At 40.9% G+C, this 25,681-nt stretch carries 18 protein-coding genes; 6 read left to right on the top strand and 12 right to left on the bottom strand.

Annotated features, from left to right (window positions below; all coding sequences use genetic code 11):
* The first annotated feature begins 212 nt into the window (after window positions 1–212).
* Window positions 213–701 carry a VanZ family protein gene (locus tag FBF83_RS10115; RefSeq protein ID WP_205665317.1) on the top strand — a complete coding sequence of 163 codons (489 nt, stop codon included), beginning with the start codon at window positions 213–215 and terminating at the stop codon, window positions 699–701.
* Between the two features lie 35 nt (window positions 702–736).
* Here FBF83_RS10115 and FBF83_RS10110 read toward each other — a convergent pair whose 3' ends face one another.
* The 6 genes from FBF83_RS10110 to FBF83_RS10085 all read right to left on the bottom strand — a co-directional run bounded on the left by FBF83_RS10110 (window position 737) and on the right by FBF83_RS10085 (window position 9,194).
* On the bottom strand, window positions 737–1,267 hold the full coding sequence (locus FBF83_RS10110) for a DUF1641 domain-containing protein (RefSeq protein ID WP_136947024.1): 531 nt from the start codon (window positions 1,265–1,267) through the stop codon (window positions 737–739).
* Entirely contained in the window at window positions 1,251–4,217 is a 2,967-nt protein-coding gene (gene fdhF / locus FBF83_RS10105) for a formate dehydrogenase subunit alpha (protein ID WP_136947023.1), read from the bottom strand. Before fdhF ends, FBF83_RS10110 begins: the two co-directional genes overlap by 17 nt.
* Window positions 4,218–4,529: 312 nt before the next feature.
* Window positions 4,530–5,666 (bottom strand): glycerate kinase, encoded by a 1,137-nt coding sequence (locus FBF83_RS10100; protein WP_240688054.1) that lies wholly within the window; start codon window positions 5,664–5,666, stop codon window positions 4,530–4,532.
* A gap of 235 nt (window positions 5,667–5,901) precedes the next feature.
* On the bottom strand, window positions 5,902–6,768 hold the full coding sequence (locus FBF83_RS10095; protein ID WP_136947022.1) for a transglutaminase family protein: 867 nt from the start codon (window positions 6,766–6,768) through the stop codon (window positions 5,902–5,904).
* A complete protein-coding gene (locus FBF83_RS10090) occupies window positions 6,765–7,730 on the bottom strand; it encodes an alpha-E domain-containing protein (protein ID WP_136947021.1) in 966 nt (321 codons plus the stop codon). Before FBF83_RS10090 ends, FBF83_RS10095 begins: the two co-directional genes overlap by 4 nt.
* A gap of 15 nt (window positions 7,731–7,745) precedes the next feature.
* Window positions 7,746–9,194 (bottom strand): circularly permuted type 2 ATP-grasp protein, encoded by a 1,449-nt coding sequence (locus FBF83_RS10085; RefSeq protein WP_240688053.1) that lies wholly within the window; start codon window positions 9,192–9,194, stop codon window positions 7,746–7,748.
* Window positions 9,195–9,469: 275 nt separating this feature from the next.
* Between FBF83_RS10085 and FBF83_RS10080 the strand changes: the two genes are divergently transcribed.
* Window positions 9,470–10,075 (top strand): YdcF family protein, encoded by a 606-nt coding sequence (locus tag FBF83_RS10080; protein ID WP_136947020.1) that lies wholly within the window; start codon window positions 9,470–9,472, stop codon window positions 10,073–10,075.
* Between the two features lie 297 nt (window positions 10,076–10,372).
* Here the strand turns inward: FBF83_RS10080 and FBF83_RS10075 are convergent, their stop codons facing one another.
* The 5 genes from FBF83_RS10075 to FBF83_RS10055 form a co-directional block, all read right to left on the bottom strand.
* Window positions 10,373–13,753, bottom strand: a complete 3,381-nt coding sequence (locus FBF83_RS10075) for a hypothetical protein (RefSeq protein WP_136947019.1) — start codon at window positions 13,751–13,753, stop codon at window positions 10,373–10,375.
* A gap of 166 nt (window positions 13,754–13,919) precedes the next feature.
* A complete protein-coding gene (locus FBF83_RS10070; protein WP_240688052.1) occupies window positions 13,920–15,692 on the bottom strand; it encodes an ABC transporter ATP-binding protein in 1,773 nt (590 codons plus the stop codon).
* Window positions 15,679–17,403 carry an ABC transporter ATP-binding protein gene (locus tag FBF83_RS10065; protein ID WP_136947017.1) on the bottom strand — a complete coding sequence of 575 codons (1,725 nt, stop codon included), beginning with the start codon at window positions 17,401–17,403 and terminating at the stop codon, window positions 15,679–15,681. Before FBF83_RS10065 ends, FBF83_RS10070 begins: the two co-directional genes overlap by 14 nt.
* 375 nt (window positions 17,404–17,778) lie before the next feature.
* Window positions 17,779–18,741, bottom strand: coding sequence for a mannose-6-phosphate isomerase, class I (gene manA / locus FBF83_RS10060; RefSeq protein WP_136947016.1), 963 nt, complete (start codon window positions 18,739–18,741; stop codon window positions 17,779–17,781).
* A gap of 22 nt (window positions 18,742–18,763) precedes the next feature.
* Entirely contained in the window at window positions 18,764–19,675 is a 912-nt protein-coding gene (locus FBF83_RS10055; protein WP_136947015.1) for an ROK family protein, read from the bottom strand.
* Window positions 19,676–19,897: 222 nt separating this feature from the next.
* Here FBF83_RS10055 and FBF83_RS10050 point away from each other — a divergent pair, with 222 nt between their 5' ends.
* Both FBF83_RS10050 and FBF83_RS10045 read left to right on the top strand, forming a co-directional pair.
* A complete protein-coding gene (locus FBF83_RS10050) occupies window positions 19,898–20,485 on the top strand; it encodes a DUF5317 domain-containing protein (protein WP_136947014.1) in 588 nt (195 codons plus the stop codon).
* A gap of 171 nt (window positions 20,486–20,656) precedes the next feature.
* The gene (locus FBF83_RS10045; protein WP_136947013.1) at window positions 20,657–22,498 is read left to right on the top strand and encodes a diguanylate cyclase; all 1,842 of its coding nucleotides are present in this window, start codon (window positions 20,657–20,659) and stop codon (window positions 22,496–22,498) included.
* Between the two features lie 441 nt (window positions 22,499–22,939).
* Here FBF83_RS10045 and FBF83_RS10040 read toward each other — a convergent pair whose 3' ends face one another.
* Window positions 22,940–23,545, bottom strand: a complete 606-nt coding sequence (locus FBF83_RS10040) for a pyroglutamyl-peptidase I (RefSeq protein WP_136947012.1) — start codon at window positions 23,543–23,545, stop codon at window positions 22,940–22,942.
* Window positions 23,546–23,942: 397 nt separating this feature from the next.
* Here FBF83_RS10040 and FBF83_RS10035 point away from each other — a divergent pair, with 397 nt between their 5' ends.
* Both FBF83_RS10035 and FBF83_RS20840 read left to right on the top strand, forming a co-directional pair.
* The gene (locus tag FBF83_RS10035) at window positions 23,943–25,142 is read left to right on the top strand and encodes an iron-containing alcohol dehydrogenase (protein ID WP_136947011.1); all 1,200 of its coding nucleotides are present in this window, start codon (window positions 23,943–23,945) and stop codon (window positions 25,140–25,142) included.
* A gap of 67 nt (window positions 25,143–25,209) precedes the next feature.
* Complete coding sequence (locus FBF83_RS20840) at window positions 25,210–25,374, top strand: hypothetical protein (RefSeq protein WP_169525325.1); 165 nt, start codon at window positions 25,210–25,212, stop codon at window positions 25,372–25,374.
* Window positions 25,375–25,681: the final 307 nt, after the last annotated feature.

Raw genomic sequence — 25,681 nt, 5'->3', positions numbered from 1 at the left:
CATCCTGGAGCGCAAATCAGCCTCTACTCTTATCGAAGAAGCAACAATGTCTACAAAAACATCCTTTTTCTATTATAAAAAGTTTTAATCTAGTTAAGAGCACATTCACCGTTTCCAAACAATACTTTAACATTTCTCTCATCATCCACTACCTATTATGCACAAATTTCGATATGATTGTGACTAAACTGATTAGAACAGAAAGCGTGTTGATGATCATTACATTTATTATGAATTGGAAATGGTTTATCCTCTCAATTATGATGATGGGAATTCTCTTTATTTCCTCTCATACACCTTATCAGCAGCAGGATATGAAACCATTTTTTAGAGATTATGTCACTCTTACAAAGGAGAACTTACCACAGGTTGAGTTTACTTACGATGGTACGCTCGTTACGCCTTCACAACCCTATCAATACGTAGAGTTCTTTATTAGAAAAGGGGCTCATGTTGCTTCTTTTGGTCTTCTAGCATTCCTTTCTGTGATGGCTTTCAGGGAACGAGGACAACATCAACACTTACTGCTTGGTTCTTTCACAGCATTTGCTTACGCGTTGTTTGATGAATTTCATCAAAGCTTAGTTAAAGGGAGAACGGGGCATTTAATTGATGTGTTGATTCCAGACACATCAGGGATCTTTTTAGCGGCATTCCTTTTTACAATTGTCCAGCGATTCAAAATGAAAAAGCCCCGCTAAGCGGGACTTTTGTCGGAAATAGTAGTAGGGGTAAATTAAATATCCTGTCTATTTTCTGATGGCGTTGATTTATCATTTACTTTTTCTTCATGCTCCGTGTCCTTACCCATCCCTTTTAGAAATGTAATGAGGAGGGTAAGAGAACGATTTACTTCTGGATCTTTTAGAGTGCGAAGCAAATCTAAATATCCTGTCTTCTTGGCATCTTCCCCATGCTCAGCAACATTTTCGATACCAGCGTTTACTTTTAAAAGAAGAGGCTCAAGGTCTTGCACGTTGATTTTACCGGCCGCTCCAACCAGGAGCATCAAGTTCTTTAGGGCGGCCGTATTTTCTGGTACATTCAACAACTCAACAAGAACTTTAAGAACACGATCGCCTTCTCCAAATAAGCCGTTGAGAAGTGAGAGGATACCTCTCTCCTTCATTCCACCTACGACATTAAGCGTCTCAAGAAGCGCATCCTTATTATCAATTAAAGCATCTTCAATCTCTCTTAAATCGTTTGCTCGTTTTTCCTCTTCAGAGACCTCGATTCGCCTAATCTGCTTAATGGCTTTTGCCATAATTGATTGCCTCCTTCGTTACCATATCGCCTGGGAAAATATAGTCCTTTCTCGCCCACTTCCGCTCGACCATAACACCCTTCTGTGGCTGTGGATTCCCATTACGATGATTAATCTTTGGAAGTGGTGAAGTGCCTTTATCTTTCAAGATTTCCATCTTTGCCTTCAATTCTTTATACACAGGCGTGTCCGTATCTTTATCAGCTTTACTACTAGTTAGTAAATTAACTGCCGCATCATCTGTATCATTAAGCGGAATGTAGACTTCTTTGCCCTGAACACGATCGGTTACGAGACACTTAATTTTCACAGCACCGTATGGAGAAGTTAGCCTCACAAGTGTTCCGTCAGTAAGACCACGTTCTTCAGCCAGCTCAGGTGACACCTCAACAAATGTATTAGGCGTTTTTGATTTAATCCCTTCATTTTTATACGTCATATTGCCTTCATGGAAATGCTCTAGCAATCGGCCATTGTTGACGTGGAGATCATATTCGTCGTCAAACTGTAGTGGCTGTGTCCATTCAACAGGGAATAGACGCGCTTTGCCATCAGGGAACGGAAACTCATCTTCAAACAGAAGTGGAGAATCTGTACCATTCGCTGCAACCGGCCACTGTTGACTGTTATAACCTTCAAGGCGTTCATAAGAGACACCAGCAAACATATCAGCAAGCTGCACAGCTTCTGTCATGATTTCACTAGGATCTGAATAGTCCCATCCAGCTCCCATTTCATTCGCGATTTCCATAATAATCTGCCAGTCTGGCTTCGAATCACCAAGGGGTTCAAGTGCTTGATAAAGTCGCTGGAAACGTCGTTCTGTGTTTGTAAACGTCCCTTCTTTCTCAAGACTTGGACTTGCGGGAAGAACAACATCAGCGAATTCTGCCGTCTTTGTCAGGAAAAGATCTTGTACGACAAAGAAGTCTAGTTTCTCAAATGCTGCATGCACATGGTTTATATTTGAGTCGACAATCCCCATGTCCTCTCCTTTTAAGTACATCGCCTTTAATTTCCCTTCATGGATATGCTCTACCATCTCATGATTATTTAAGCCAACTTCTTCTGGAAGCGGGGTGCCCCATGCTTTTTCATACTTATCACGAACTTTCTCATCTGTTACGTTCTCATATCCAGGCATTTTATCCGGCATACTACCGAAGTCACTTGCGCCTTGAACGTTGTTATGTCCGCGAAGTGGGTATGCACCTGTACCAGGTTTGCCATAGTTTCCTGTTACAAGAAGTAAGTTCGAAATCGCTGTACTCGTATCAGCACCACCACTATGCTGTGTAACACCCATTGCCCAAAGCGCAACCGTCGTTTTCGCTTCATGAATCATTTCAGCAATTTGAATTAACTCCGCTTCATCGATTCCTGTAACCTCTGACGCATAACTCATCGTATATTTTTCAAGGCTTGCAATATATTCATCAAGACCGTTAACACGATCCTTAAGGAATGCTTCATCAGCCCAGCCCTGATCAATGATATATTTCGTAACCGCTGAAAGCCATACAAGGTCCGTACCTGATGAAGGACGGATAAATAGATCGGAGCGTTCTGCCATTTCATGCTTTCTTAAATCAGATACAATAAGCTTCTGACCATGAAGTTTATGAGAGCTCTTCACTCGTGTTGAAAGGACAGGGTGAGATTCAGAAGTATTTGAACCAATAACAATCACAAGCTCAGACATCTCTATATCTTTAATTGATCCAGCGTCACCACCATGTCCAACTGTTCTAAATAAGCCTACCGTTGCAGGGGTCTGACAATAACGCGAGCAGTTATCAATATTGTTCGTACCGATAATACTTCTGCCTAATTTCTGCATTAAGTAAGATTCCTCATTCGTACATTTCGATGAACTAATGAATGACAGAGCATTTGAACCGTGGTCTTTTTTGATTTCTGCAAACTTGCTACTGATTAGCTTAAGTGCTTCATCCCATTCAGCTTCTCTAAAGGTATCTCCTTCTCGAATTAATGGTTTAGTAAGGCGCTCTTCACTGTTTACGTAGTCCCAACCAAATTTTCCTTTCACACATGTTGAAATTCCGTTAGCTGGTGCTTCGACCTGTGGCTCTACCTTTAGAATATCTCGGCCTTTTGTCCAAATATCGAAACTACACCCAACACCACAATAGGTACAAACCGTTTTCGTTTTCTTGATTTCATTTTCACGCATAGCAGATTCCATATCAGAAATAGCGAGAATTGAATTATATCCAGTTTCAACGTTTTTCGTTAATTCAATCATTGGACGAAGTGTATCTTGTTGAATTCCAGTTAATAATCCAGCTTCACCCTCCATGCCTTTTTCCATCATTGCGTTACATGGACATACAGTTGAACAATGTCCGCAAGAAACACAAGAAGATTCGTTAATATCAACATCGTTGTCCCAGATTACGCGCGGACGCTCACGTTCCCAATCAATGGTAAGCGTCTCGGTAACCTGTACGTCCTGACAAGCTTCTACACAGCGTCCGCATAAAATACACTGATCAGGATCATAGCGATACCAGGGGTTAGAATTATCAACGGGATCCGGCTTTGACTCGAACGGAATACTTTGATGGTTCATTTTCATCTCTTTGACTGTGTTATGTACTTCGCACGTTCCATTGTTATAATCACATACTGTACAGTAAAGTTCATGATTGTAAAGAATGCGATCCATCGCAATGTCTTGCGCTTGTTTCACATGAGAAGCTGTCGTATTAATATTATCTCCGTTTGAAAGATTAGTAGAGCAACCTCTCACAATTTCTCCATTCACTTCTACCATACACGTATCACATGTTTCAATCGCACCAAGACTAGGGTGATAACAAACACTTGGCAAATCTAGATTATTTTCATTTAATGCTTGCAACACACTTTGTTCTTTAGACACTGCTACACTTTTACCATTAATAACGACCTGGATTGAATCCTGCAAATTACATCACCCTTTTTCTTTTTCTGAAGTCCTATTTTATTCCTTTCCCTACTTCAGGAATTTTTAGACAAAACACTTTGAAAAAATTCATAATTTTGCACATTTAAGATAATATCCTTGTGAAACCTACATTTCATATCATGAATAAGGTGTTTTACACACTAAAAAACAGCTCTTCTTGAGCTGTCTTTTTGAAAGGCTCTATTGTAAAAAATGTTGTTTTTGATAGAGTTTTTGTATAAAACCACACTTAGCCGATTGGAGCAAAAATCAACCGCAAAAACGGCTACGAAAACCATCTTTTTAAAGCATCTAATCCTTCTTTTCACTTAACCACTGATAGACAATCATAAAACGCATGCAGGCTTTGTATAAAAGTTCTGGGCCACGTTCTATTGCACGATGTAATACCATTGGTTCATCTATAATCGGAAGAACTGCCTTTAAACCAAGTTCCTTAGCGTGAATCATTGTTGTCGTACCAGCAAATGCAACAACCGGAACGTTGTATTGCTTTGCCAAACGAGCAAGACCTGCTGGGACTTTCCCATAAAGCGTCTGTTCATCGACCCTTCCTTCGCCGGTTATGACCAAATCACTTGTTTTAATTTCTGCTTCAAGACAACATAGTTCAGCAATTAACGTAAATCCACTAACAAGTCTTGGATTTAGAAAAGATAGAAGGCTAAAACCAAATCCGCCTGCTGCGCCGCTACCTTCATACTTGTCTACATTCTTCCCTACGTGTTCGCTCACAATATTTTTATAATTTTCCATACCTGCTTCAAATCGATCAATGTCTCTCACTCCTTTCTGCGGTCCAAAAATGGTAATTGCTCCTTCAGAGCCTAGAAGGGGATTTGTTACATCTGAAGCTATAATAAATTCAACCTCATTTAATCGTGAATCCATTTCAGAAAGGTCAATCGAAGCAATATGAGCGAGAACACCACCGTTTCCTTGAACTTCTACTCCATCTTTATCGCGGAACTTTACACCAAGCGCCTGGAAACAGCCTGTCCCAGCGTCTACAGTTGCACTTCCGCCAAGACCGAGTATGATTTTCCTCGCTCCCTTATCAAGAGCTGAAGTAATGAGCTGTCCGGTTCCATATGTTGACGCTATATCTGGATTTAATTCACCCTCCTTTAGCAATGGAAGTCCTGAGGCAGAAGCCGTTTCTATTACAGCTGTAGACGTTTCCTCCACCCAACAATAAGTTGCATTAATACTCCGTCCAAGCGGATCATCTAGTCTCTTCACTTCCACTTCTTCACCCTTTAATATGGAGCAAAACGCTTCGACTGTTCCTTCACCACCATCTGCCATCGGTATAAGCACCGTTTCAATATCCTTATTTATTTCCTTAATACCACACTGAATGGCTTCCGCTGCTTCTATACTTGTCATGGATCCTTTAAAAGAATCTGGTGCGATAATAATTTTCAAGCATCTTCCCTCCTTACTAATTCAAGAAAAAACATCCTCCTTTATTAAAAGGCTCTTTTCGTATACTTTGTTGCTATAAAGCGGTTGATTTGCGCTCCTACCAGCTTTCCGCTCCAATCAGTTAAGTGGTGTTCTCTACAGATAAATCTAGTAAAAGCGACACTTCTTTAGAAAAGAGACTAGTAAAAACAGACGCTATCTTGAAGTAAAACAAAATGAAAAAACGGGCAGCCTCTTATCCGCTGACCCGCTCTTCTAAATTCTTCACTCCCACGCTCACATTGAGTGTATGTGCTCCGCCAATATAGACACCTTTTAGTGGTGAAATGTCTCGGTAATCTCGCCCAACTGCAATACGAATATGCTGCTCTGCCGCAATCGCATTGTTCGTAGGATCGAGACCAATCCATGGAAGTCCAGGAATCTTCACTTCGAGCCATGCGTGAGTAGCAGCATCGCCGCGGTAGGCGGAATTCTCACCACTATAGATATAACCACTAACATAGCGAGCCGGAATCCCTCGATACCTACAAAGCGCAAGCATAAGATGAGTATAATCCTGACAAACGCCAGTTCTATGGGTTAAAATTTTCTCAGCAGTTGTTTCAACATTTGTTGCTCCAGAAACATATTCCATCGTGTTATAAATATGCTCGTTCAACTTAACCGCAAAATCGAGCTCATCACGAGCATTTCTCCACAGGTCTTCTGTTTCAGCTTCCATCACTCCATTGGAAATGGTTGTATAGTCCGTTTCAATCATGAACTCCGTATGCGCTTGCTTAAAAGCCTCTGAATGAAGTTCTTTTAGCTGCTCATCTGTAAGTGGTAAGCTAACATCGATCTCAAAAGGCTTTGTTTCCACAGTGGAGATAGTTTCAATCGAAAGGTCTTGATGCTCTCCCCAAAGGTAGAACGTTTCAACATAATTACCCCAATAATCAGTATGACCATACGTTTGACTAGCAGGATTAATCAGTACGTTATACGCATGAAGAGTTTGCTGCTGATCATTTAGTGGTTTTAACCTGAACTGATTAATGCTTTGCCTTACTGGCAACTCATATTGATAGGTGTTCGTTTGGGTAACTTCGTATTTCATGGTATCACAACTTCCCCCAGATAATAGGTTTTGGTAATGTGCATGCCGATTGTGATGCACCTGTGTTGAAACCTTTGAAGAAATTCATGTGCTCCCTGTCCTAGAATTTCTTCTATTGAGAAATCGAATAAGTCATTGGCAAGGTGCTCAAGTTCCTGTGCAAGCGATTCTGAGTAATGTTCAACATGACCATCTTCAAGGGCTACGAAGGCATTTCTTACTTTTTGAATACAATAAATCATTGATCTAGGAAACTCAGCGTCAAGAATGAAAAATTCAGCTACATTTCGGCTCTTAATTAGCGGTCTGTATGTTTTGATATACGCTTCGTGACCACTAACAGACTGAAGAACGGACCACCAGTGATGATACTCAACAATTTCTTTGTTCTGGTAGCTTTCTAAATCTTTATGATAGTAAACATCCAATATGCGCGCTGCTTTTTCCGCTCTTTCCAGATGTTTACCCATTTCCATGAAAAGGTAAGCATCTCCTCGTGGCATTGTTGCTTCTACGATTCCCTGAAAAAGGAGAGACTCCTTTTTCACGAACTCACATAAATCATTCACTTCCTCCATTGTCCAAGGCGTATGGCTGTGTCGCTTTAACTTCAGATAAAAAGAATTTATGCTTTCCCACAGCTCATTCGGTATGATTTCACGAACAGCCCGTGCGTTTTCTCTTGCAATCGTAATGGTATTAAGAATGGAGTTAGGATTCTTCAATGAAAAAAGCAAAAACTCCATTACGTTATGATCACTTGAGCGGGTATATTCCTCATCAAATACATCCTGAAAACCACTTATTTCGATCAGTTCATACCAGTTCTGATTTATTTCCTCAATTGGATTTGCATTCTCCAGACGACTCGTTAACTTAACGGCAATTAGCCTGGCATTGTTTTCAGCACGTTCCACGTTTCGCGTTAACCAATACAATGAATCAGCAACTCGGCTGAGCATAAGCGCCTCTCCTCTCTATCGTTGAACTTTCACTGGATTTTCTTCAAGAACCCACGTATCTTTTGCACCGCCACCTTGAGAAGAGTTAACGACGAGTGATCCTTCTTTTAATGCAACACGTGTTAAACCACCAGGGAATACATGTGTTTTCTCTCCACCGAAAATAAAGACGCGTAGATCGACGTGACACGCTGCGAATCGATCTTCCTTAAATGCTGGTAGACGAGATAGCTTGATCGTTGGTTGCGCAATAAATTCAGCAGGATTCTTTAAGATTTGTTCTTTGTATGCTTCAATCTCTTCTTTAGATGCATGTGGACCGATCAACATGTTATACCCACCTGAAGCGTTCGTATGTTTTACGACGAGTTCAGAAAGGTGATCGAGTACGTAATCGAGCTGATCCTGATACCTCAGAAGATACGTATCGACATTCTTAACGAGAGGTTCTTCATTAAGGTAATAGCGAATCATATCTGGTACAAAATGATAGATTGCCTTATCATCAGCAACACCATTTCCGATGCCGTTTAGAATTGATACATTTCCTGCACGATAAACATCAATAAGCCCAGGTACACCTAGAAGTGAATCTTCACGAAATTCAAGTGGATCAAGGAATTCATCATCAATTCGACGATAAATCACGTCGACTTTCTTCAAACCACGAGCGGTTTTCATAAATACCTGTCGCTCACGTACAACAAGGTCTTTCCCTTCTACTAGCTCAATCCCTGTTCGCTGAGCAATGAAAGAATGATCATAATAAGCCGAATTATGCACACCAGGCGTTAGTAAAACGATATTAGGATTTTTGCTATGTGGCGCAAGAGAAGCCATAGCCGAATGGAGATAGGAAAATTGTTGTTCAAGTGATTGAACGGAATACTCATTGAAAAATTCAGGGTAAACTTTTCTCATTACATATCGATTTTGAAAAACATAGGAAAGACCTGAGGGATTGCGAAGATTATCTTCAAGAACACGATATTCTCCATTATCATCTCGAATTAAATCAATACCAGCCATAAAAATGTGCTGTCGTCTAGGCAAATCAATTCCCGCTACCTGTTCGTAGAAATGCTGACAATTGACAACAAGGTCTCTTGGAATAATGCCGTCCTTTAGAATGTTTTGTTCATGATAAACATCATCTAAAAAAGCATTAAGTGCATCAAAACGCTGTATTAACCCGCGTTCAAGTACTTGCCACTCTTCTGGCGGAATGATTTTGGGAACAAAATCAAACGGCATTGTTCGTTCAGTTCCTTCATTATCGCTATAAACAGTAAATGTTATGCCCTGACGAAGAAAATCACTCTGAGCAAGCTCATATCTTGTTTGAAGTTCTTCAGGCGCGATATCGGTTAACTTCTCATGGAACGGTTTGCAATGTCCTCTCGGTTGTTGACCTTTCTCAAGCATTTCATCAAAAAACCCTTCCAGCTTGTACGAATGAAACACTGACACTCCCCCTCCACTTATGTATTCATACTACAATAATTTTACCATTTTTCTAACTTTTCTAACAAATTTCAATATGGAAGATCGAAATTCCTCTATTTAAAGAGAATTACGGATGATTTTTTGCTAACAGATGTAAAGTACTCTCGGTGAATTCACTTTTTTGTAATCATACTCATAAGCTAGTACATCCCTTATTTTAAAAGGTTCCTTACCACAAGAAGCGAATCATTATAATTAGAGGGATTTTATGTCCAGATCGAGGTGAAAGAGCAATGCGGTTATCTGAGTTAAATCCTGATCGTCTTTCGAAAGATCAAATTACATCATTTATGTTTGATGACACACGCGATGATGGGAATGATGGGGACTGTATTCTAGTATTTGGAGCCAAAACAATCCATCGAGTGGAAAAGGCAGCAAATTTATATCATGATAAACGTGCACCATCTATTCTTGTAACAGGATCTGCAGCAAGGTGGGGTGTGAACGAAACAGCAGAAGCGATCTGGATGAAAGACCATTTAATAAAGCTAGGTGTACCAGAAGAAGATATTCTCATTGAACTTGAGGCTAGTAATACGACAGAAAATGTAATTGCTTCAATGATGGTACTTCAACAGGCATATGGGCTTCATACGATTAAAAGACTGCTTATCGTAAGCTCTCCCTTCCATATGAAAAGGTGTTTGTTGACCCTTAAAACATATATGCCGGACTGGATTACCTATACGTTTTGCTCAGATGATCGAAAAGTAGGTCAACGAGACAATTGGTGGACAGATTCCACTGAGAAAGAAAGAGTGATTAAAGAAGTTCATTCTATCTCAAAGTACGCAGGGCTTGGGATTATTGAGGACGTAGATATCCCATCACTTTAATTCCGTTTCAGTAACTTTATAAAAGGCTCTTTTCGTATAAATTGTTGCTTGGTTAATTTCCGCTCCAGGATGCTCGCTTTCCGCGGGGCGGGCGGTGAGCCTCCTCGTCGCTTACGCTCCTGTGGGGTCTCACCTGTCCCGCTAGTCCCGCAGGAGTCGAGCATCCTTCCGCTCCAATTTGCGAAGTCAGGTTCTTCTAAAAAATCCTTTCAAAAGCAACACTATCTCCGAAAAGAGCCTTATGAAAAAAGCTGTCTCTAAACGGTACACTGCGTACCGTTTAAAGAGACAGCTTTTTTAACGCCATTCTTTCCATTTATCCATTAACTGTTGTTTCTTTAATTGAAGCAGCGTATTTCCTTCATCGTCCCTGTTTTGTTTCTGCCATTCGTAGAAGCTTGCAACAGCAATGAGCGTAGACCCCGCAATTAATAGATACGCCCACCATGGCATGTTTCCCCAGTATGGCCTCGTTTGGACAAAGACATTTAGTAAGAGGACACTGCAACCAATAATAAAGTAAGATTTGATTCGATAGAGAAAACCAGCGAGCACGGATGCGAGCGACAAGCCTCCAGCAATAATCGCGTCATAGATTGTGTTGCTTATAAGCGCATCTGCCACAAGAATTGATGCTAAGATTGTTAGAACTCCCCATTCAATCAGCATCATCATTCGCTTTTCCTTTGACCATGTTGATTTCGAGAGATAAATAGTAAGACCCAGCCATGGCAAGATATACACTTCAGTGATGATATAGTGATTAATCTCAACATGGTTGAGTAGCGTATAGTAAGGAATCAATAACGTTGCAGCTGTGAGACTTTTAGCTATTCTAGAAGCGATTCCAACAGAAACTCTTCTCACTTGAAGTGCAAAGAGAACGCAGATCAATAAAGCAGGAAGTTCATCTGTCCAAAGAGGAAGAGGCGCTCCTTTTTGATATAGAGTTAGTACAGTCAACAATGCCGTTACAGAATACCAGTCTAAGTGATTCTCGAGTATGTTCTTCGATTGGAACGAGTAAAGAGTTCGATGAATGAGTAATCCTGCTACGAGAAGGGTCGTTGCTGAAAGAACTCGAACAACCGTTACCACCTCCATTGTTTCGAATGGAAGTGACAGTATAAACAGCACCACAAAAAGAAGGGGTACGATTGAAAACAAGTGCCATCCTGATTTGTGCATAACATAGAGTAAGAGCACGGCATAAGAAGCGCCTAACACGAACGGAAGAATCGGCATGTCGATAAAGTCAGTTGTGAATGGGACAAGTCCAAAGACAGAGAATGGCACAGCGTACCATTTTATCCGTTCCTTCCACTTATCACCCAACGAGAACCAGAGCGCAAACATTACTAGACTTGAAGCAAAACCAGTGTAGGTAAGTGCATTTCCATTAAGATTAAACGAACTGACAATCGAAATATAGAGAAATGGTAGTATCGTAAATCCTGCATAAAGAGAGGTACGGATTTTCCATTCAGTCGTTCTTGTTAAAATAGTATACAAATAGATTACTAACGCTATGCCGTATAAAATCGGCTCATCTCCTAATTCACTTACTGTGTACAAAAGCGAAATGGGTAGGTAAAGGTGAGCAAGATAGAAAAAAGCTCGTTGCGCAAAACTATTTTTCTTCGCTAGTGTATCTGCGATGAGTATAAGAAGAATGCTACCAATTATCCACTGAAAGACACCTTGTATTTGGAAAGCTTCAGCAGCTGAGATGTACGCTCCAAGCGTGAAAGAGCTGATAAGATACCACAGCGTTAATTCGTTTGTTCTTTTCAAAACCAGATAAAGGACACCAATTGCCCCAACTAATAAACTTGTTCTAACAAACAACTCATTAACTGGCGTTACAACTAGCATTAGTAACGAAATGCCGTATACACTCACTCCGGTCCAGAAAGTAGTATCTTCAAGCAACTTCTTCCCTTTTTTCTTCCATAAGTAGTTTAGCGCGATAATCACACACGCTGTAATACCTGTATGAAGCGGAAAGCCATACCCGTCATAACCATGCGCTTTCGTAAAGAGAAAATAGAGTACAAGTAAAGCAAGCGTCCATGCAATTGGACTCAATACAGCACCCGCATAACGAAGCCACAACCATTTTCCTTTTTGATAAATTGTTAAATAAATGATTCCAAGGACGAAAAGCATGACACTATCAAGCCACCACGTTTCTGTGATTAAACCGAGTAACAGCGCAAATCCCATGGGACCAAAAGATACAAAAAGCGAGCCTGTTTGAATTCTTATGGTGTACCGCCATTTATTCCAGTAGAAACCGGCTGAGTATAAGATTAGTCCTGTTAGAAATTGATGAAGAATAATAGTTGTACTTGATGGATCCTCGTAAACCAAACTCATTAGATAAAGACCAGCCGCTGCAAGAAAGACGGGTGACAGGAACCCGAACATACGATAACGCGAAATGTTCGCAAGGTACAGATAGTTCAAGCTGATGATGAAGTACCCTAGAACGAGCAACCAGGATGGATCATCGTAACGTAAGACAAGCCCTTTGTAACTAATAAATACGAATGCACACAATGAAACGAGCGCACTTGTAAGCTGAAAAGCTTTTTTAAAGTATGGATTCTCGAAAGGTCCAACCGCCTGAAGTCCGATGAAAATAAATCCAACGAGCGCGTATAACATGACATCAATGGATCCTAGAATCGAATGTTCAATCAATTGATAGATTCCGTATACGAGTAATGCGGTGAACACAAAGTGATATTCTTTTTGCTTCCCAATGTAAATCATAGAAAGGTAAAGCACAGCAGTGAGAATCACGTTAAAGCTATAGAACACTTCGCTTTCGAAGAAGAAAAGCAGTAGGAGTGTTGAGAGAACTAAATTCCCCTGAGCGTATATTGGAAGCTCCTTACTAAAAAGGGCTAGATTCTGTACGTTCTTCGCTTTCGCATATGCTAAAAGCAGAAGCCCATTAAACATGACTATTCCAAGATAGAAAACGTCTACTGTTGGATTAAACAAATTGATGAAAAAGGCAGCTCCAATGCTGAGTGTTACAAATGAAAACCAAACGAACAATCTTGATTTTTGACGTAAGGCGTGAAAGGTATATAACGGTAAACAGATTATTACACCTATGAGTCCAAGCACGTCATTTCCTGCACCTGTCACCGATAGCCATTCACCAAAAAGCTGAAAGTAACCAGCTGATAACACAACAATCGGTAGAAACAAGCTTCCAAGAATCAAAAAGGCAAAAGCTGTTTTCTCAATCTTTAACTTATGCCCACTCAGCCAACTGATTCCGAAGAACACAGCAGATACGCCACCGATTAAGGCTGTTTTCATAGCTGAGGTCATAACGTCCCACGTACTTGTCGCGAGTACTAATGCACCTAGTAGGAGAAACACAACGCCGATAATTAATATCCATGTTAGATTACGATCTCGTAATTCTTGAGGTAATTTCACTTTCTTTTCTTTTACTGGTCGTGGTTTTGTTATCGGTTTTGGTTGCAGCTGTGGAGTTTGCTTTATTTCTAACTCTTTTTGGTTATCTTCAAACGTATCAAGCATTCTCTGATAAGCAGACGAAACAAGTTCATACGTTTCACCCTTTATGTAATCGTGAAGTCTTAACCTTTTTAATTCATCTTGAAACACATTTTCTCTTTCTCTCTCATTCATCTTCCCCCACCTCCACTAATTAACATATTTTCCCTCTTTTGTTCTTGTCCCTAGTTTACTCATACTCGATTCCACCTTGCAATATGATCGCGTGATTTAGCTTATTTAAACCAAAGAAAGTGTCCGCTCCAGGCGGACACTTTCTTTGGTTTGTCTTTGAGGGGGGTCAGGTACCGACCTGACCCCCTATGGTTAATCCTGCATAATACCCTCCGCGGGCAATCAGTTCTTTATGGTTTCCTCTTTCAATGATTTCTCCGCTGTTCAATACGATAATTTGGTCGGCTCGTTGAATCGTATTGAGCCGATGAGCGATGACGAAGCTTGTGCGTCCTTCCATTAGTGCCCACAGCGCTTTCTGGATTTGAATTTCAGTTCTTGTGTCGATGCTGCTTGTTGCTTCATCAAGAATCAGAATCGCTGGATCGGCGAGAACTGCTCTAGCAATGGAAAGGAGCTGGCGTTGACCATGGCTGATTCCACCGCCATCCTGCTTTAGAATTGTGTCGTAACCGTCAGACAGCCTTGAAATAAACGAATGAGCGTTTGCTACACGTGCAGCTTTCTCAACTTCCTCATCCGTTGCATCAAGTCTTCCGTAACGAATGTTTTCACGCACTGTTCCATTAAATAAAAACGTATCTTGAAGAACAAACCCCATATTTTCTCTGAGACTAGCTCTCTTTATCTTCCTAATGTCGTGACCTTCTACTTCAATTGATCCACTCGTCACTTCATAGAAACGCATAAGCAGGTTAACGATTGTTGTCTTTCCGGCACCCGTCGGGCCAACAATCGCAATTGACTCACCAGGCTTTGCTTGAAATGAGACACCTGACAGCGTTTCATCCTGTTCATAGGAAAACGAAACGTCTTTAAAAGCAACTTGCCCCTTTACATGCTGGAGTTGTACCGCATCATCGTCATCCACTTTTTCTTCTTTTTCATCAAGTACAGAAAAAACACGCTCCGCTCCTGCGACAGCAGATAAAATCGTATTAAACTGGTTAGCAAGATCATTAAGCGGCCTTGTAAACAGCCTAGAATACTGAATGAAAGCAACAATCACACCGATTGATACCATCCCTTTTAGGGACAGCCATCCACCTGCAGCTGCAATTAACAGAAAGCTCAAGTTATTCAATACATTCATGAGCTTTGGAATAAACCCTGAATAAGTCATCGACCAGAAACCTGATGTTCGAAGCGCTTCATTTTTATTAGCCAATTGCTTTAATACACGTTTTTCCTGCGAAAACGATTTGACGATTTGTTGTCCAGACAACGTTTCTTCTATGACACTATTAAGCTCTCCAAGGTTACGTTGCTGCTCTTTAAAGTAATATCCGGTACGTTTCGTGATCCACCTCATGCCCATAAACATAAGTGGAATAATTGTGAATGTAATCGCAGTAAGCACTGGACTGAGCCATAGCATCAACCCGACCGTTCCTGAGAGGGTTAGGATACTCGCAAAAATCTGAATCACAGAGCTGTTCAATGTCTTACTCACATTTTCAATATCATTTGTTAACCGACTCATGAGCTCACCATGCGTTTTTTTATCAAAATACGGAATGGGTAAACGGTGTAAGTGGTGGAATAAATCCTTTCTCATGCGATAAACGGTTTTCTGTGCAATACCAATCATCCAGTAATTCTGAAAGAAGGTTGCAGCTGACTGCAAAACGTAGACAGCAATGAGGAGGCCAAGAATCATAGGAAGCCCTTTAAGTTCGCTAGGAACTAGGTATTCATCTATGGCAATGCTTGTTAAGTATGGTCCGAGAAGCCCAAATCCTGAGCTTGCGACGACCATCATGATTACAAGTGTTAATAGTCCTTTTTGTTTTGAAAGGTAGCGCCAGATTCTTGCGACAGTCCCCTTCAAATCGTCCGGCCGCTTTTTCCCATGCTGGTTATGTTTACCTAATCTCATGATAAGCCTCCTCTCCATACTGAGACACAAATATATCTCGGTAAACGGAATGATTCAGAAGCAGTTCGTCATGAGTTCCTTCTCCTATTAGTTCCCCATCTTCAAGTAGAAGAATTTTATCCGCTTCTTTAATCGAGCTTATCTTTTGTGCAATCAAAATCACCATACTCTGCAAATCGCTCAACGACCTCTGCAAGGCCGCTTCTGTATTTAGATCAAGCGCACTTGTACTGTCATCTAGAATAAGAATTTCCGGCGTTCGAATCAGAGCGCGCGCAATTGAGAGTCGCTGTTTCTGTCCCCCTGAAAGGTTAATCCCTTTTTGTCCGAGCACCGTCTCATACTGATTCGGCAATGACATGATAAACGAATGAATCTGGGCAGCTTTTGCAGCAGACATGATCTCATCTAAACTCGCCTCTTCCTTCCCCCATCGAATATTATCGCTAATCGATCCACTAAAGAGAATCGCTTCTTGTGGGACCAATCCAATTCGATTGCGTAGCTCTTCTAGCTGAAAATCATGAACATTACGCCCATTCAGCGTGATCGTTCCTGCGGTAGGTTCATATAATCTTGGGATGAGCTGAACTAGGGAAGATTTACCTGATCCTGTCGCGCCAATTACTCCAATTAATTGCCCTTGAGCGGCTGAGAAGCTGACTTGTTTCAGCACATTATCTTCTGAATCTGGATAGTGAAAGCTAACGTCCTGAAATTGAAGGGTCTTAAGTTCTTTCATAGTAGTTTCTAACCCCTCTTCCTGAATTGTTTCAGTCGCCAGCACTTCTTGCATACGAAAAGCCGAAGCCCTAGCACGGGATAGAATCATAAGAATAAAAGAGAACATTGTAAGCGCAACTGTAATCCTTGTGCCATATGTAATAATGGCGGATATTTCACCAACTTGTGCGGTACCAGCAACAACCTTTAATCCCCCAAACCAAACAACAGCTACAATGGCTACATTCATTAGAATGAGCAGAACAGGTGTAGCGAGCTCAATAAGGCGAAGTGATGAGACCGTTTGATTCATTAAATCTTCATTAACACCTTTAAACCGCCGCTGCTCGTGCTTCCCCCTAAGATAAGCTTTAATTAGCCTTACACCTACAAGATTTTCTCTCATAACACCATTTACTCGATCAAGTTTATCCTGAACTGAACTAAAAAGAGGAACCCCTTTTTTCATAACAAAATACAGAAAAACCATAACGAGTGGAATCGCAGCAGTTAAAAGAAGCGCAAGTTGCACGTCAACAACGAAGGCCATCACAACACCACCAACAACAAGTAACGGTGCTCTGACCATAATACGAAGTCCCATAAACACAACGAGCTGAACTTGATTAACATCATTCGTTAATCTAGTAATTAGAGAAGAAGTGGGAAACCGATTGAAATCTTTAAAGGCGAATGATTGAACTTTCTCAAAAAGTGCTTTCCTTAAATCGAAAGCGAAATGCTGACTAACATATGCAGCAAGAAACGTATTAATGATCGAAGCAATGAATGAAACGACGGTTAGAACAACCATGTAAATTCCTAGTCTGGTAATCACGTTAAGATTTTCTTTCACAATTCCGTTATCAATAATGTCTGCCATCATTAAAGGAAGCCATAGTTCAACAACAAGTTCAACTAACATTAAGAGTGCTGCAATAGTCGCAGCAACCCGGTACGGTTTAATATAGGCTAATACGTTCTGCACAGCATCCTCCCCTACTTATAAGGCGTCTAATTGTATTTATATTGTACAGGATATTTAGGGACTCGAACAAATATGTACTTTTAAAAGGCTCTTTTCGTAGACAATGTTGCTGGAGTGAGTGAATTTCCGCTCCAGGATGCTCGCTTTCCGCGTGGCGGGCGCTGAGCCTCCTCGTCGCTTACGCTCCTGTGGGGTCTCACCTGTCCCACTAGTCCGGCAGGAGTCGAGCATCCTTCCGCTCCAATCACCATGTTTGCCTCTTTATACAAAAAATTTTAAAGCAACAATCTTTGAGGAAAAAGCCTTTAGAAAAGAGCCTTTTAAAAAGAGTTGGCAACCTAAAGAGCCAGCTCACGAGTTGAGCTGGCTTCTCTTTTATTCTTTATTGCTTTTCGAAACAATCATTTCAAGATCACCCTCGAAATGACATTCCTTCATTGTAGATGGAATAATAAAGTGGTCTCCTTGGTTCACAGAGTAAGAAGCCTCTCCAGACGTTATATTCCCCTCTCCACTTAGCACACTAACGAGCAAGTAGGGGTGATCAGTATGAAGAGCATAGTCTCCATCCAATTCCCAGCGATACACGGTAAAATAATCTGACTCAACAAGCTGGATTTGCGTTAGTCCATCCTCTTCCATCGTAACAGGATGGAACGGAGGATCCTGATGAGGAATCGTAGATACATCAATGGATCTCTCAATATGTAGCTCTCGGGTATTTCCATTAGCGTCTTTGCGATCATAGTCATAGACCCGGTAAGTTGTATCAGAACTTTGTTGCGTCTCAAGAATCATCGTACCTGCACCAATAGCATGAATCGTGCCGCTTGGAACAAAATAAAATTCACCTGGCTCAATTGGAACACGACGTAGAAGCTTGTCCCATTCTCCGTCTTCAATCATTTGTTCAAATGATTCTTTTGTTTGCGCGTGGTGACCAAATATTAATTCAGAACCTGGATCACAATCAATAATGTACCAGCACTCAGTTTTGCCATACGCTTCCCCTTCAATTTCTCGTGCATATGTATCATCTGGATGTACTTGAACAGATAAATCTCTATCAGCATCAAGAATTTTAACTAACAATGGAAAATGCTCGCCCGTTTCATGACCAAACAATTCTCGATTGCTCTCCCATACCTCGTTCAGCTTTTTACCAGCAAGTGGTCCATTAATGACTTCACTCGGACCATTTTGGTGAGCAGAAATGCCCCAACATTCTCCGGTTGTTTCAGATGGAATTGTATAACCAAACACATCGCTTAGCTTCGTACCTCCCCAAAGCCGATCTTTAAATTCAGGTTTTAGAAAAAGCGGTTCATTTTGATACATCTTCATTTCCCCTATCATCTTGTTATTGTTCCTCTACCTTCTGGCGTCCGTGCATCGCTGCACCAACGATTCCAGCCTTATCATTTAGCTGAGCTGGCTCGATCTTGATTTTACCCCGAAGACCTTCATACACATACTGATCCACTTTTTCCCTAATAAGTGGAAGGATCATCTCTTTTGCTTGCATAACGCCCCCTCCAAGAATGAAAACAGCTGGATCAACCGAATGTGCAAGATTAGCAATCCCAATTGCAAGAGCATCAATCGCTTCATCTATAATTCGGAGCGCTTCTTCATTTCCTTCCTGGGCAAGTTGAAAAACTTCTTCAGCTCCCCCAGATAAGCCAATCCTTGCTTGTCCTTCTCTTGCAATCGATGTGCCAGATGCCAATGATTCCAGCGAACCAGCATTCATATTGGCATGCCTCATGCCACCAGGTTTAATAATCATATTCCCAATTTCTGCACTGTATCCGTGCTCACCCTGAATGAGACGGTTATTCTGTACATATCCGCCACCTATTCCAGTACTTACTGTTATGTAAAACGAACTACTTCTTTCGCGACCACTTCCGAACATCGCTTCTCCAAGCGCAGCAGCATCTGCATCATTTACAAGGAAGACAGGAATACCAAGATCCTCTTGAACAATAGACGCAATCGGGACATCTTTCCATCCAGGTAAATTAGGAGGAGCTACTACGATACCATCGAATGGATTTAATGGACCAGGTGAGCCAATACCGACAGATACAGCTGAATAAGCTTTTTTAACATCTTTAATTAAAGCAATCATTCTTTTAATAATTGATTCATACCCAGTTTCCGCATCTGTTGGAATTTGTTTAACCTTCAGCAGTTGACCCTTTTGATCTACAATCCCAACTCGAAGGTTCGTTCCTCCTAGATCCACTCCAATATAGACGTTCTCCATCGATCTACCTCCTCACATTTCTTTTCTATTATACTATCATGGATTTACTTTATTAGGACATAGCTCCCCCCACCTGTAAATGCAACTGGTGTACATAAAAGTACAAAATAGAACACAAACTCGTTTAATACGATAAAAACACGATAAATTTTAGAAAATTCTATCTAATAATATCCCATTCTGCTAAAATAGTACTAAATTCATGTAAATAAGGTGACTTATATGGTGTTTGATGGGATTTTATTGTCTATCCTTATCGGTTTCCTTCGAAGGGGCAGCTTAAAAGGGTTTGCTTATTTGTCATTTCGAGCTGGTTGGATTTTCCCTTTGTTGCTTCTGGTTGAAATTCTTGTCTTTGTATTCCAAACCTCTTACTCCTGGGTGGCTACACTAAGCGCTCCTCTATTTATGATCATTTACGTGGTAGGACTTATCTTTCTCTGGCTAAACAGAAAAATGAATATCGGAGTTCTGCTACTCTTTATTGGAGTTCTATTAAATTTTATTGTCATGGTCGTTAACGGAGGTAGAATGCCAGTTTCACTTGAAGCAGCAACCATTCTTGATCCAGCATATGCAGAAGCAATTCAGCATGGTTTATATGGGAAGCATGCTGTACTAACGGATAGCACATTATTTGGTTTTCTCGGTGACGTTATTCCCATTACTGATCCTTATCCGAAAGATCAGGTCATTAGCATAGGCGATATCGTCATGAATATCGGAATTTTCATTTTCATACAGCACGTTATGGTCAAGACCAAACATCCAGAAGAAACTCTCACCTCGACCCAACCTGAAGGGAGGTGAATGTTCATGGAACGAAAAGAAGGCATTAAGCTTACAGGCATCCTTATGAATATTGCCATTATTACTACAGCTGTTATTGCACTAACTTCTGGATTTAAATTGGTTTAATAAATACGGAGAGGCATAGCTTCTCCTTTAAAAAAACTAAATTTAAATGAGCGTGATAGAGACATGAAGGGCATATTTCAGAAAAACTCACAGGTTGTAGGCGTATATATACTATTAGCTTCAATCGCAGGAACAACACTGTTTACGACACAATATTGGCTTACATTTACACCACCAAACTGGAGTCTGGCCTTCACGTTTATAGTAGCCATTCTACTTCTTAATCACTACACAATTCTTCTGCCACCTAGCGGTAATTCACTTTCAATGGATTCCTCTATTTATCTGGCGGTATTATTTGTACTTGGAGTGAACTTAGCACTTACTATCTTGCTCGCAACCTCCATCATCTATGCCATTTATAAAAGAAGCGTTGTTTGGTGGAAACACCTCTTTAACTTTTCCATATATAGCGTCATGATTATTGGGGCTTATGAGATCTTTCTAATTTCAGGTGGCGGCCTTGGAACACTATCATTCTTTAACATTACAGCTTATATGTTATCGTTAAGCGTTTACTTTCTATTAAACGTCTTACTAATAGGCATTTTCTTTCTTCTTACAGCAACCGAAAACTTACTAACTATTTTTCGCGGTATGTTTAAAGAAACAATTTCAAGCTATTTAATAACACTCGTTTTGTCATTGATTCTTGTTTTACTAATGCAACAGGAAATTATTCTTGGCGTACTTTTATTTACATCAGTTGCAGTTCTCCTTTCCATGTCATTCAAACAATACTTTGAACTTTATTTGGAAGTCTCACAAAAAGCTGATGTTGATCATCTAACAGAGCTATACAATCACGGTTATTTCAAATCGCTTTTAGAAGAAGAAATTCGAACAGCAAGGTCAACAGGTCAACCGATATCCGTAGGCCTCATTGACCTTGATGATTTCAAAAAGTACAACGATCAACATGGTCATTTGCAAGGAGATAAATTGCTCAAGCACTTTGGGGCTGAACTGAAAAAGAATGCGAGCGATACGTGTACAGCTGCTAGATACGGCGGAGAAGAGTTCGCCATTTTGATGCCTGGAAAGACTGAGCTTGAGGCTTATCATTTTGTGAATCAACTCAGGAAAAAAGTAAATGACAATTATTTCGAGGGTGTCGAAGTTCTTCCACACGGTTGTTTATCCTTTTCAGCAGGCGTCATTCAATACAATAAAGAAATGTTCCATACGTCTGAAGTGCTTGAGAAAGCAGATCAAGCGATGTATTATGCTAAAACAAAAGGGAAAAATAATGTTTGTATTTATAAAGCAGAAAATGTTGCGAAAGAAACGTATTACAATAAACATGAAATGGAACTCCTTGAACAACAGTTGAAGATCTTCCTTTATAAAGACGTGTATACGTACAAACATAGTAGAAGAGTTTATGAATACGCCATTGAGTTTAGTTCGAAGCTTAACTTGAACACGAATGATGAGAAGACTCTTGTGATGGGAGCTTTAATTCATGACATTGGAAAGCTTGAAATTCCACGTGATGTAATCAATAAAGAAGGTAAGCTCACAAAAGATGAATGGGCGATGGTTCAAAAGCACGTCATCTGGGGTAGAGAGATTGTCGCAACGAATCGAGAGCTTCACTATCTCCTTCCATTAGTAGAGCTACATCATGAACGTTATGACGGAAAAGGCTACCCGTATGGATTAAGCGGGCAAGAAATTCCGAGGCTTGTGCGGATGCTTACGATTATTGATTCGTTTGACGCTATGACAACCGAAAGACCTTACCAGACAACAAAATCATTTAGTGAAGCGATTATTGAGTTGGAGAAATGTGCCGGTACACAGTTCGATCCCGAGCTCGTTGAACAATTTATTGAGGTCATTAAAGAAACTCCAACGTTGTACGAGAAAGCAAATGATACGACGGTTCAGATTGGTATGTAAGGGAAAGAGCGAATGCCATGTGTCGTGGCATTCGCTCTTTTTAATTTTTGGTAGTTTTAGCTATAAAAGTAGTCGTTGATTTGCGCTCCAGATGCTCGCTTTCCGCGGGGCGGGCGGTGAGCCTCCTCGGCGCGCTTAAGGCGCGCCTGTGGGGTCTCAACTGTCCCGCTAGTCCCGCAGGAGTCGAGCATCTTCCGCTCCAATCAACTTAGTTGTGAGAAATACACCTCTTCTTTAGACAAGATCATTATTATAAGTGAACAAGAACGGTACTACGTAATAACCAACATAAAGATCTAGTAATAATTTAGTTCTCATTCAAAATACTCCTGCACTATTTGATTTATATTAATAGCTTTTTTATCTCTTCCATTACAAGATAAAAAAGCTGAACCATCTCGGATCAGCTTTTTGCAACATTTATTATTATCAGGAATACCACTATTTCTCTGAGAGTGCATAAATCATGAGCTTAATCGAGTCGCGAATACTAGTATAGGGAAATCCGACGTGCGCTGAATGATGAAGTGTCATTTCAAACGTAGGCGGCACATGTATGAATCCTGCAGGAATATCCATTCCTTTTTGTTCGAGAGCGTATAGGACGCTATACATGACATTGTTGCAAAGATAGGTTCCGGCTGTATTTGAAATTTCTGCTGGAATGCCATTTTGCACAAGCGCATCGGTTATTTTCTTAATTGGGAGCGTTGAAAAATATGCTGCTGGTCCACCTTTGACAATTGGTTGATCTTCAGGAGCATTCCCAGAATTATCTTCAACACTATCATTGACGTTTATGGCAATCCGCTCAGGTGTTACCTTCGTTCGGTTAGCAGCAAGTCCAAGCATCATAATCGCAGCTGGTTCACACTGTTCAACGTAGTCAATCAGCATCTCTGCTGCACGTTCATAATCCACCGGAAGAACACGAGAAATAACCTCAAATCCACCGACTACCTCTTCATCCAGTTCTCTAACAATCTGTTCCGTCGGATTGTGACGATGATCTAAAAAAGGCTCAAATCCAGTTAAAAGTAGTTTCATCCTGCACTCTCCTTTCACATAGTAACAACTAATTAGAACGAAGACCTTCTTTCATTATATACCGTTCTATTACCTAAAACAGTGTAGTTCAACCTTGAAATCGTAGTAAATCTTTACCACTTAATAGGGGGATGTCACCGGTAACTCGTCTGTCCCCCACTGCTTTAAAGCAGGTATCGATGAGCTCAACCGAGAATGTTTATGTAATAGAAAGACTCTTTTCTAACAGATTTTCGCTTTTGAAAGAATTTATGAGTTGATTGGAGTGGAAGGGGCTCGACTCCTGCGGGAATATTGGACAGGTGAGTATCCTGAAGCGGAAATCATCATTACTCTTATAGCAACAATGTTTACGAAAACAGCCTATAGAATAGATGTTTCTGAAGGAGGACTATACATGTATTCGAAGATTGTCTTTACTCCGTTAAGTTATACGGGTTGGGGCTCAATTGAACAGCTCCTACCAGAGGTTGAGAAATATTCACCCCAGAGAATTCTCGTTGTAACTGACTCTGTTCTTGAAGAGATTGGTCTTGTTGATCGAATTCGAGATCCGTTAGAACATGTCGGCTATACAGTTGATGTCTACACAGATATTGTTCCGGAACCCCCACTTGCCGTTGGTGAAAAGCTTGTAGCCTATACAAGAAAAAATGCGTTTGACCTTGTAATTGGTCTTGGTGGCGGAAGTGCACTTGACCTTGCTAAATTAACAGCCGTTCTTTCAAGTCACGATGGTTCCGTTGCTGACTACCTTAATTTATCAGGCGGTAAACAGGTAACAGAAAAAGGACTTCCAAAGATATTAATTCCGACAACAGCAGGAACTGGATCGGAAGTCACAAATATCTCAGTTCTATCACTTGATCGAACAAAAGATGTTGTCACTCATGACTACCTACTTGCTGATGCGGCAATTGTTGATCCAGAATTAACAATTTCAGTTCCATCCAAAGTAACAGCAGCAACCGGTGTTGATGCCCTGACGCATGCAATAGAAGCCTATGTTTCTGTTAACGCAAGTCCTACGACAGACGGGCTAGCATTACAGGCGATTCGTCTAATCAGCCGCTCGATTAGACGAGCTGTTGAAAACGGAGAAGATCGTGAAGCACGAATCGATATGAGTAATGGAAGCTATATCGCGGGGCTCGCTTTCTTTAATGCCGGAGTTGCAGGTGTTCATGCACTCGCCTATCCGCTTGGTGGGCAGTTCCATATTGCTCATGGTGATTCGAACGCAGTTCTTCTTCCTTATGTCATGGGCTACATACGGAAAAGTTGCACAAAACGAATGAATGACATTCTTAATGCGCTTGGAGGAAACTCGCAGTATTTATCTGAAGAAGAAGGCTCTTACGAATGCGTTCGCGAGCTACATAGACTCGTCCTAGACGTAGGCATTCCAGAAACGCTCGGCGGATTCGGTATTCCTTTATCTGCACTCGACTCATTAACTGAAGATGGAGTGAAGCAACAAAGATTGCTTGCTAGAAGCCCACTGCCTCTCCATGAAACAGATATCCGAGCCATTTATCAATCTGCCTTCGATGGGAAGATTGTTGAACATACTCTTTCCAATGTTCAACATCCTTAATGATCATGATTGATTCGTAACTTCATAGGGAACACCTATAAAAAAAGCAGAACTGGTGGTGTATCCTTTGGGTTATTTCTTACTTCTCATTCTTTCACTCGCAATTCTTATTTTTCTAATCCGAGTGCCATTAACTGAACGATTTCCCCCTGCTATCCGAAAAATGGGGATTGTTTTTCTCGTAGGATTATCTGTTGTATTTCTCGTATTACTGATTGGATCATTTTTATAGACTCTTATCTAAATGCTCTTTTCTCAAAGATTGTTGCTATAGCTAGGTAATTTCCGCTCCAGGATGCTCGCTTTCCGCGGGGCGGGCGGTGAGCCTCCTCGTCGCTAACGCTCCTGTGGGGTCTCACCTGTCCCGCTAGTCCCGCAGGAGTCGAACATCCTTCCGCTTCAATCAGCCAGTGTGGTTCTTTTATTCAATAATTTTTTAAAAGCTTCAGTCTTTTAGAAAATAGTCTTTTTCTCTACAGAGAACCCCAACTCACAATGGACTTAAGCGGAAATCCCCCTTCACTCTTATAGAAACGTCT

Source organism: Guptibacillus hwajinpoensis, assembly GCF_005144865.1.
In the GTDB taxonomy this organism is placed as follows: Bacteria; Bacillota; Bacilli; order Bacillales; family Guptibacillaceae; genus Guptibacillus; species Guptibacillus hwajinpoensis_A.
This window is presented reverse-complemented; position numbering and strand designations above follow the sequence as displayed.

Bases quoted from the DNA above. Each gene is read 5' to 3' on its own strand.
- FBF83_RS10115 (WP_205665317.1), top strand. From the start codon at position 213: ATGATCATTACATTTATTATGAATTGGAAATGGTTTATCCTCTCAATT.
- FBF83_RS10110 (WP_136947024.1), bottom strand. From the start codon at position 1,267: ATGGCAAAAGCCATTAAGCAGATTAGGCGAATCGAGGTCTCTGAAGAG.
- FBF83_RS10095 (WP_136947022.1), bottom strand. From the start codon at position 6,768: ATGAAATACGAAGTTACCCAAACGAACACCTATCAATATGAGTTGCCA.
- FBF83_RS10090 (WP_136947021.1), bottom strand. From the start codon at position 7,730: ATGCTCAGCCGAGTTGCTGATTCATTGTATTGGTTAACGCGAAACGTG.
- FBF83_RS10080 (WP_136947020.1), top strand. From the start codon at position 9,470: ATGCGGTTATCTGAGTTAAATCCTGATCGTCTTTCGAAAGATCAAATT.
- FBF83_RS10075 (WP_136947019.1), bottom strand. From the start codon at position 13,753: ATGAATGAGAGAGAAAGAGAAAATGTGTTTCAAGATGAATTAAAAAGG.
- FBF83_RS10070 (WP_240688052.1), bottom strand. From the start codon at position 15,692: ATGAGATTAGGTAAACATAACCAGCATGGGAAAAAGCGGCCGGACGAT.
- manA (WP_136947016.1), bottom strand. From the start codon at position 18,741: ATGTATCAAAATGAACCGCTTTTTCTAAAACCTGAATTTAAAGATCGG.
- FBF83_RS10055 (WP_136947015.1), bottom strand. From the start codon at position 19,675: ATGGAGAACGTCTATATTGGAGTGGATCTAGGAGGAACGAACCTTCGA.
- FBF83_RS10050 (WP_136947014.1), top strand. From the start codon at position 19,898: ATGGTGTTTGATGGGATTTTATTGTCTATCCTTATCGGTTTCCTTCGA.
- FBF83_RS10045 (WP_136947013.1), top strand. From the start codon at position 20,657: ATGAAGGGCATATTTCAGAAAAACTCACAGGTTGTAGGCGTATATATA.
- FBF83_RS10040 (WP_136947012.1), bottom strand. From the start codon at position 23,545: ATGAAACTACTTTTAACTGGATTTGAGCCTTTTTTAGATCATCGTCAC.
- FBF83_RS10035 (WP_136947011.1), top strand. From the start codon at position 23,943: ATGTATTCGAAGATTGTCTTTACTCCGTTAAGTTATACGGGTTGGGGC.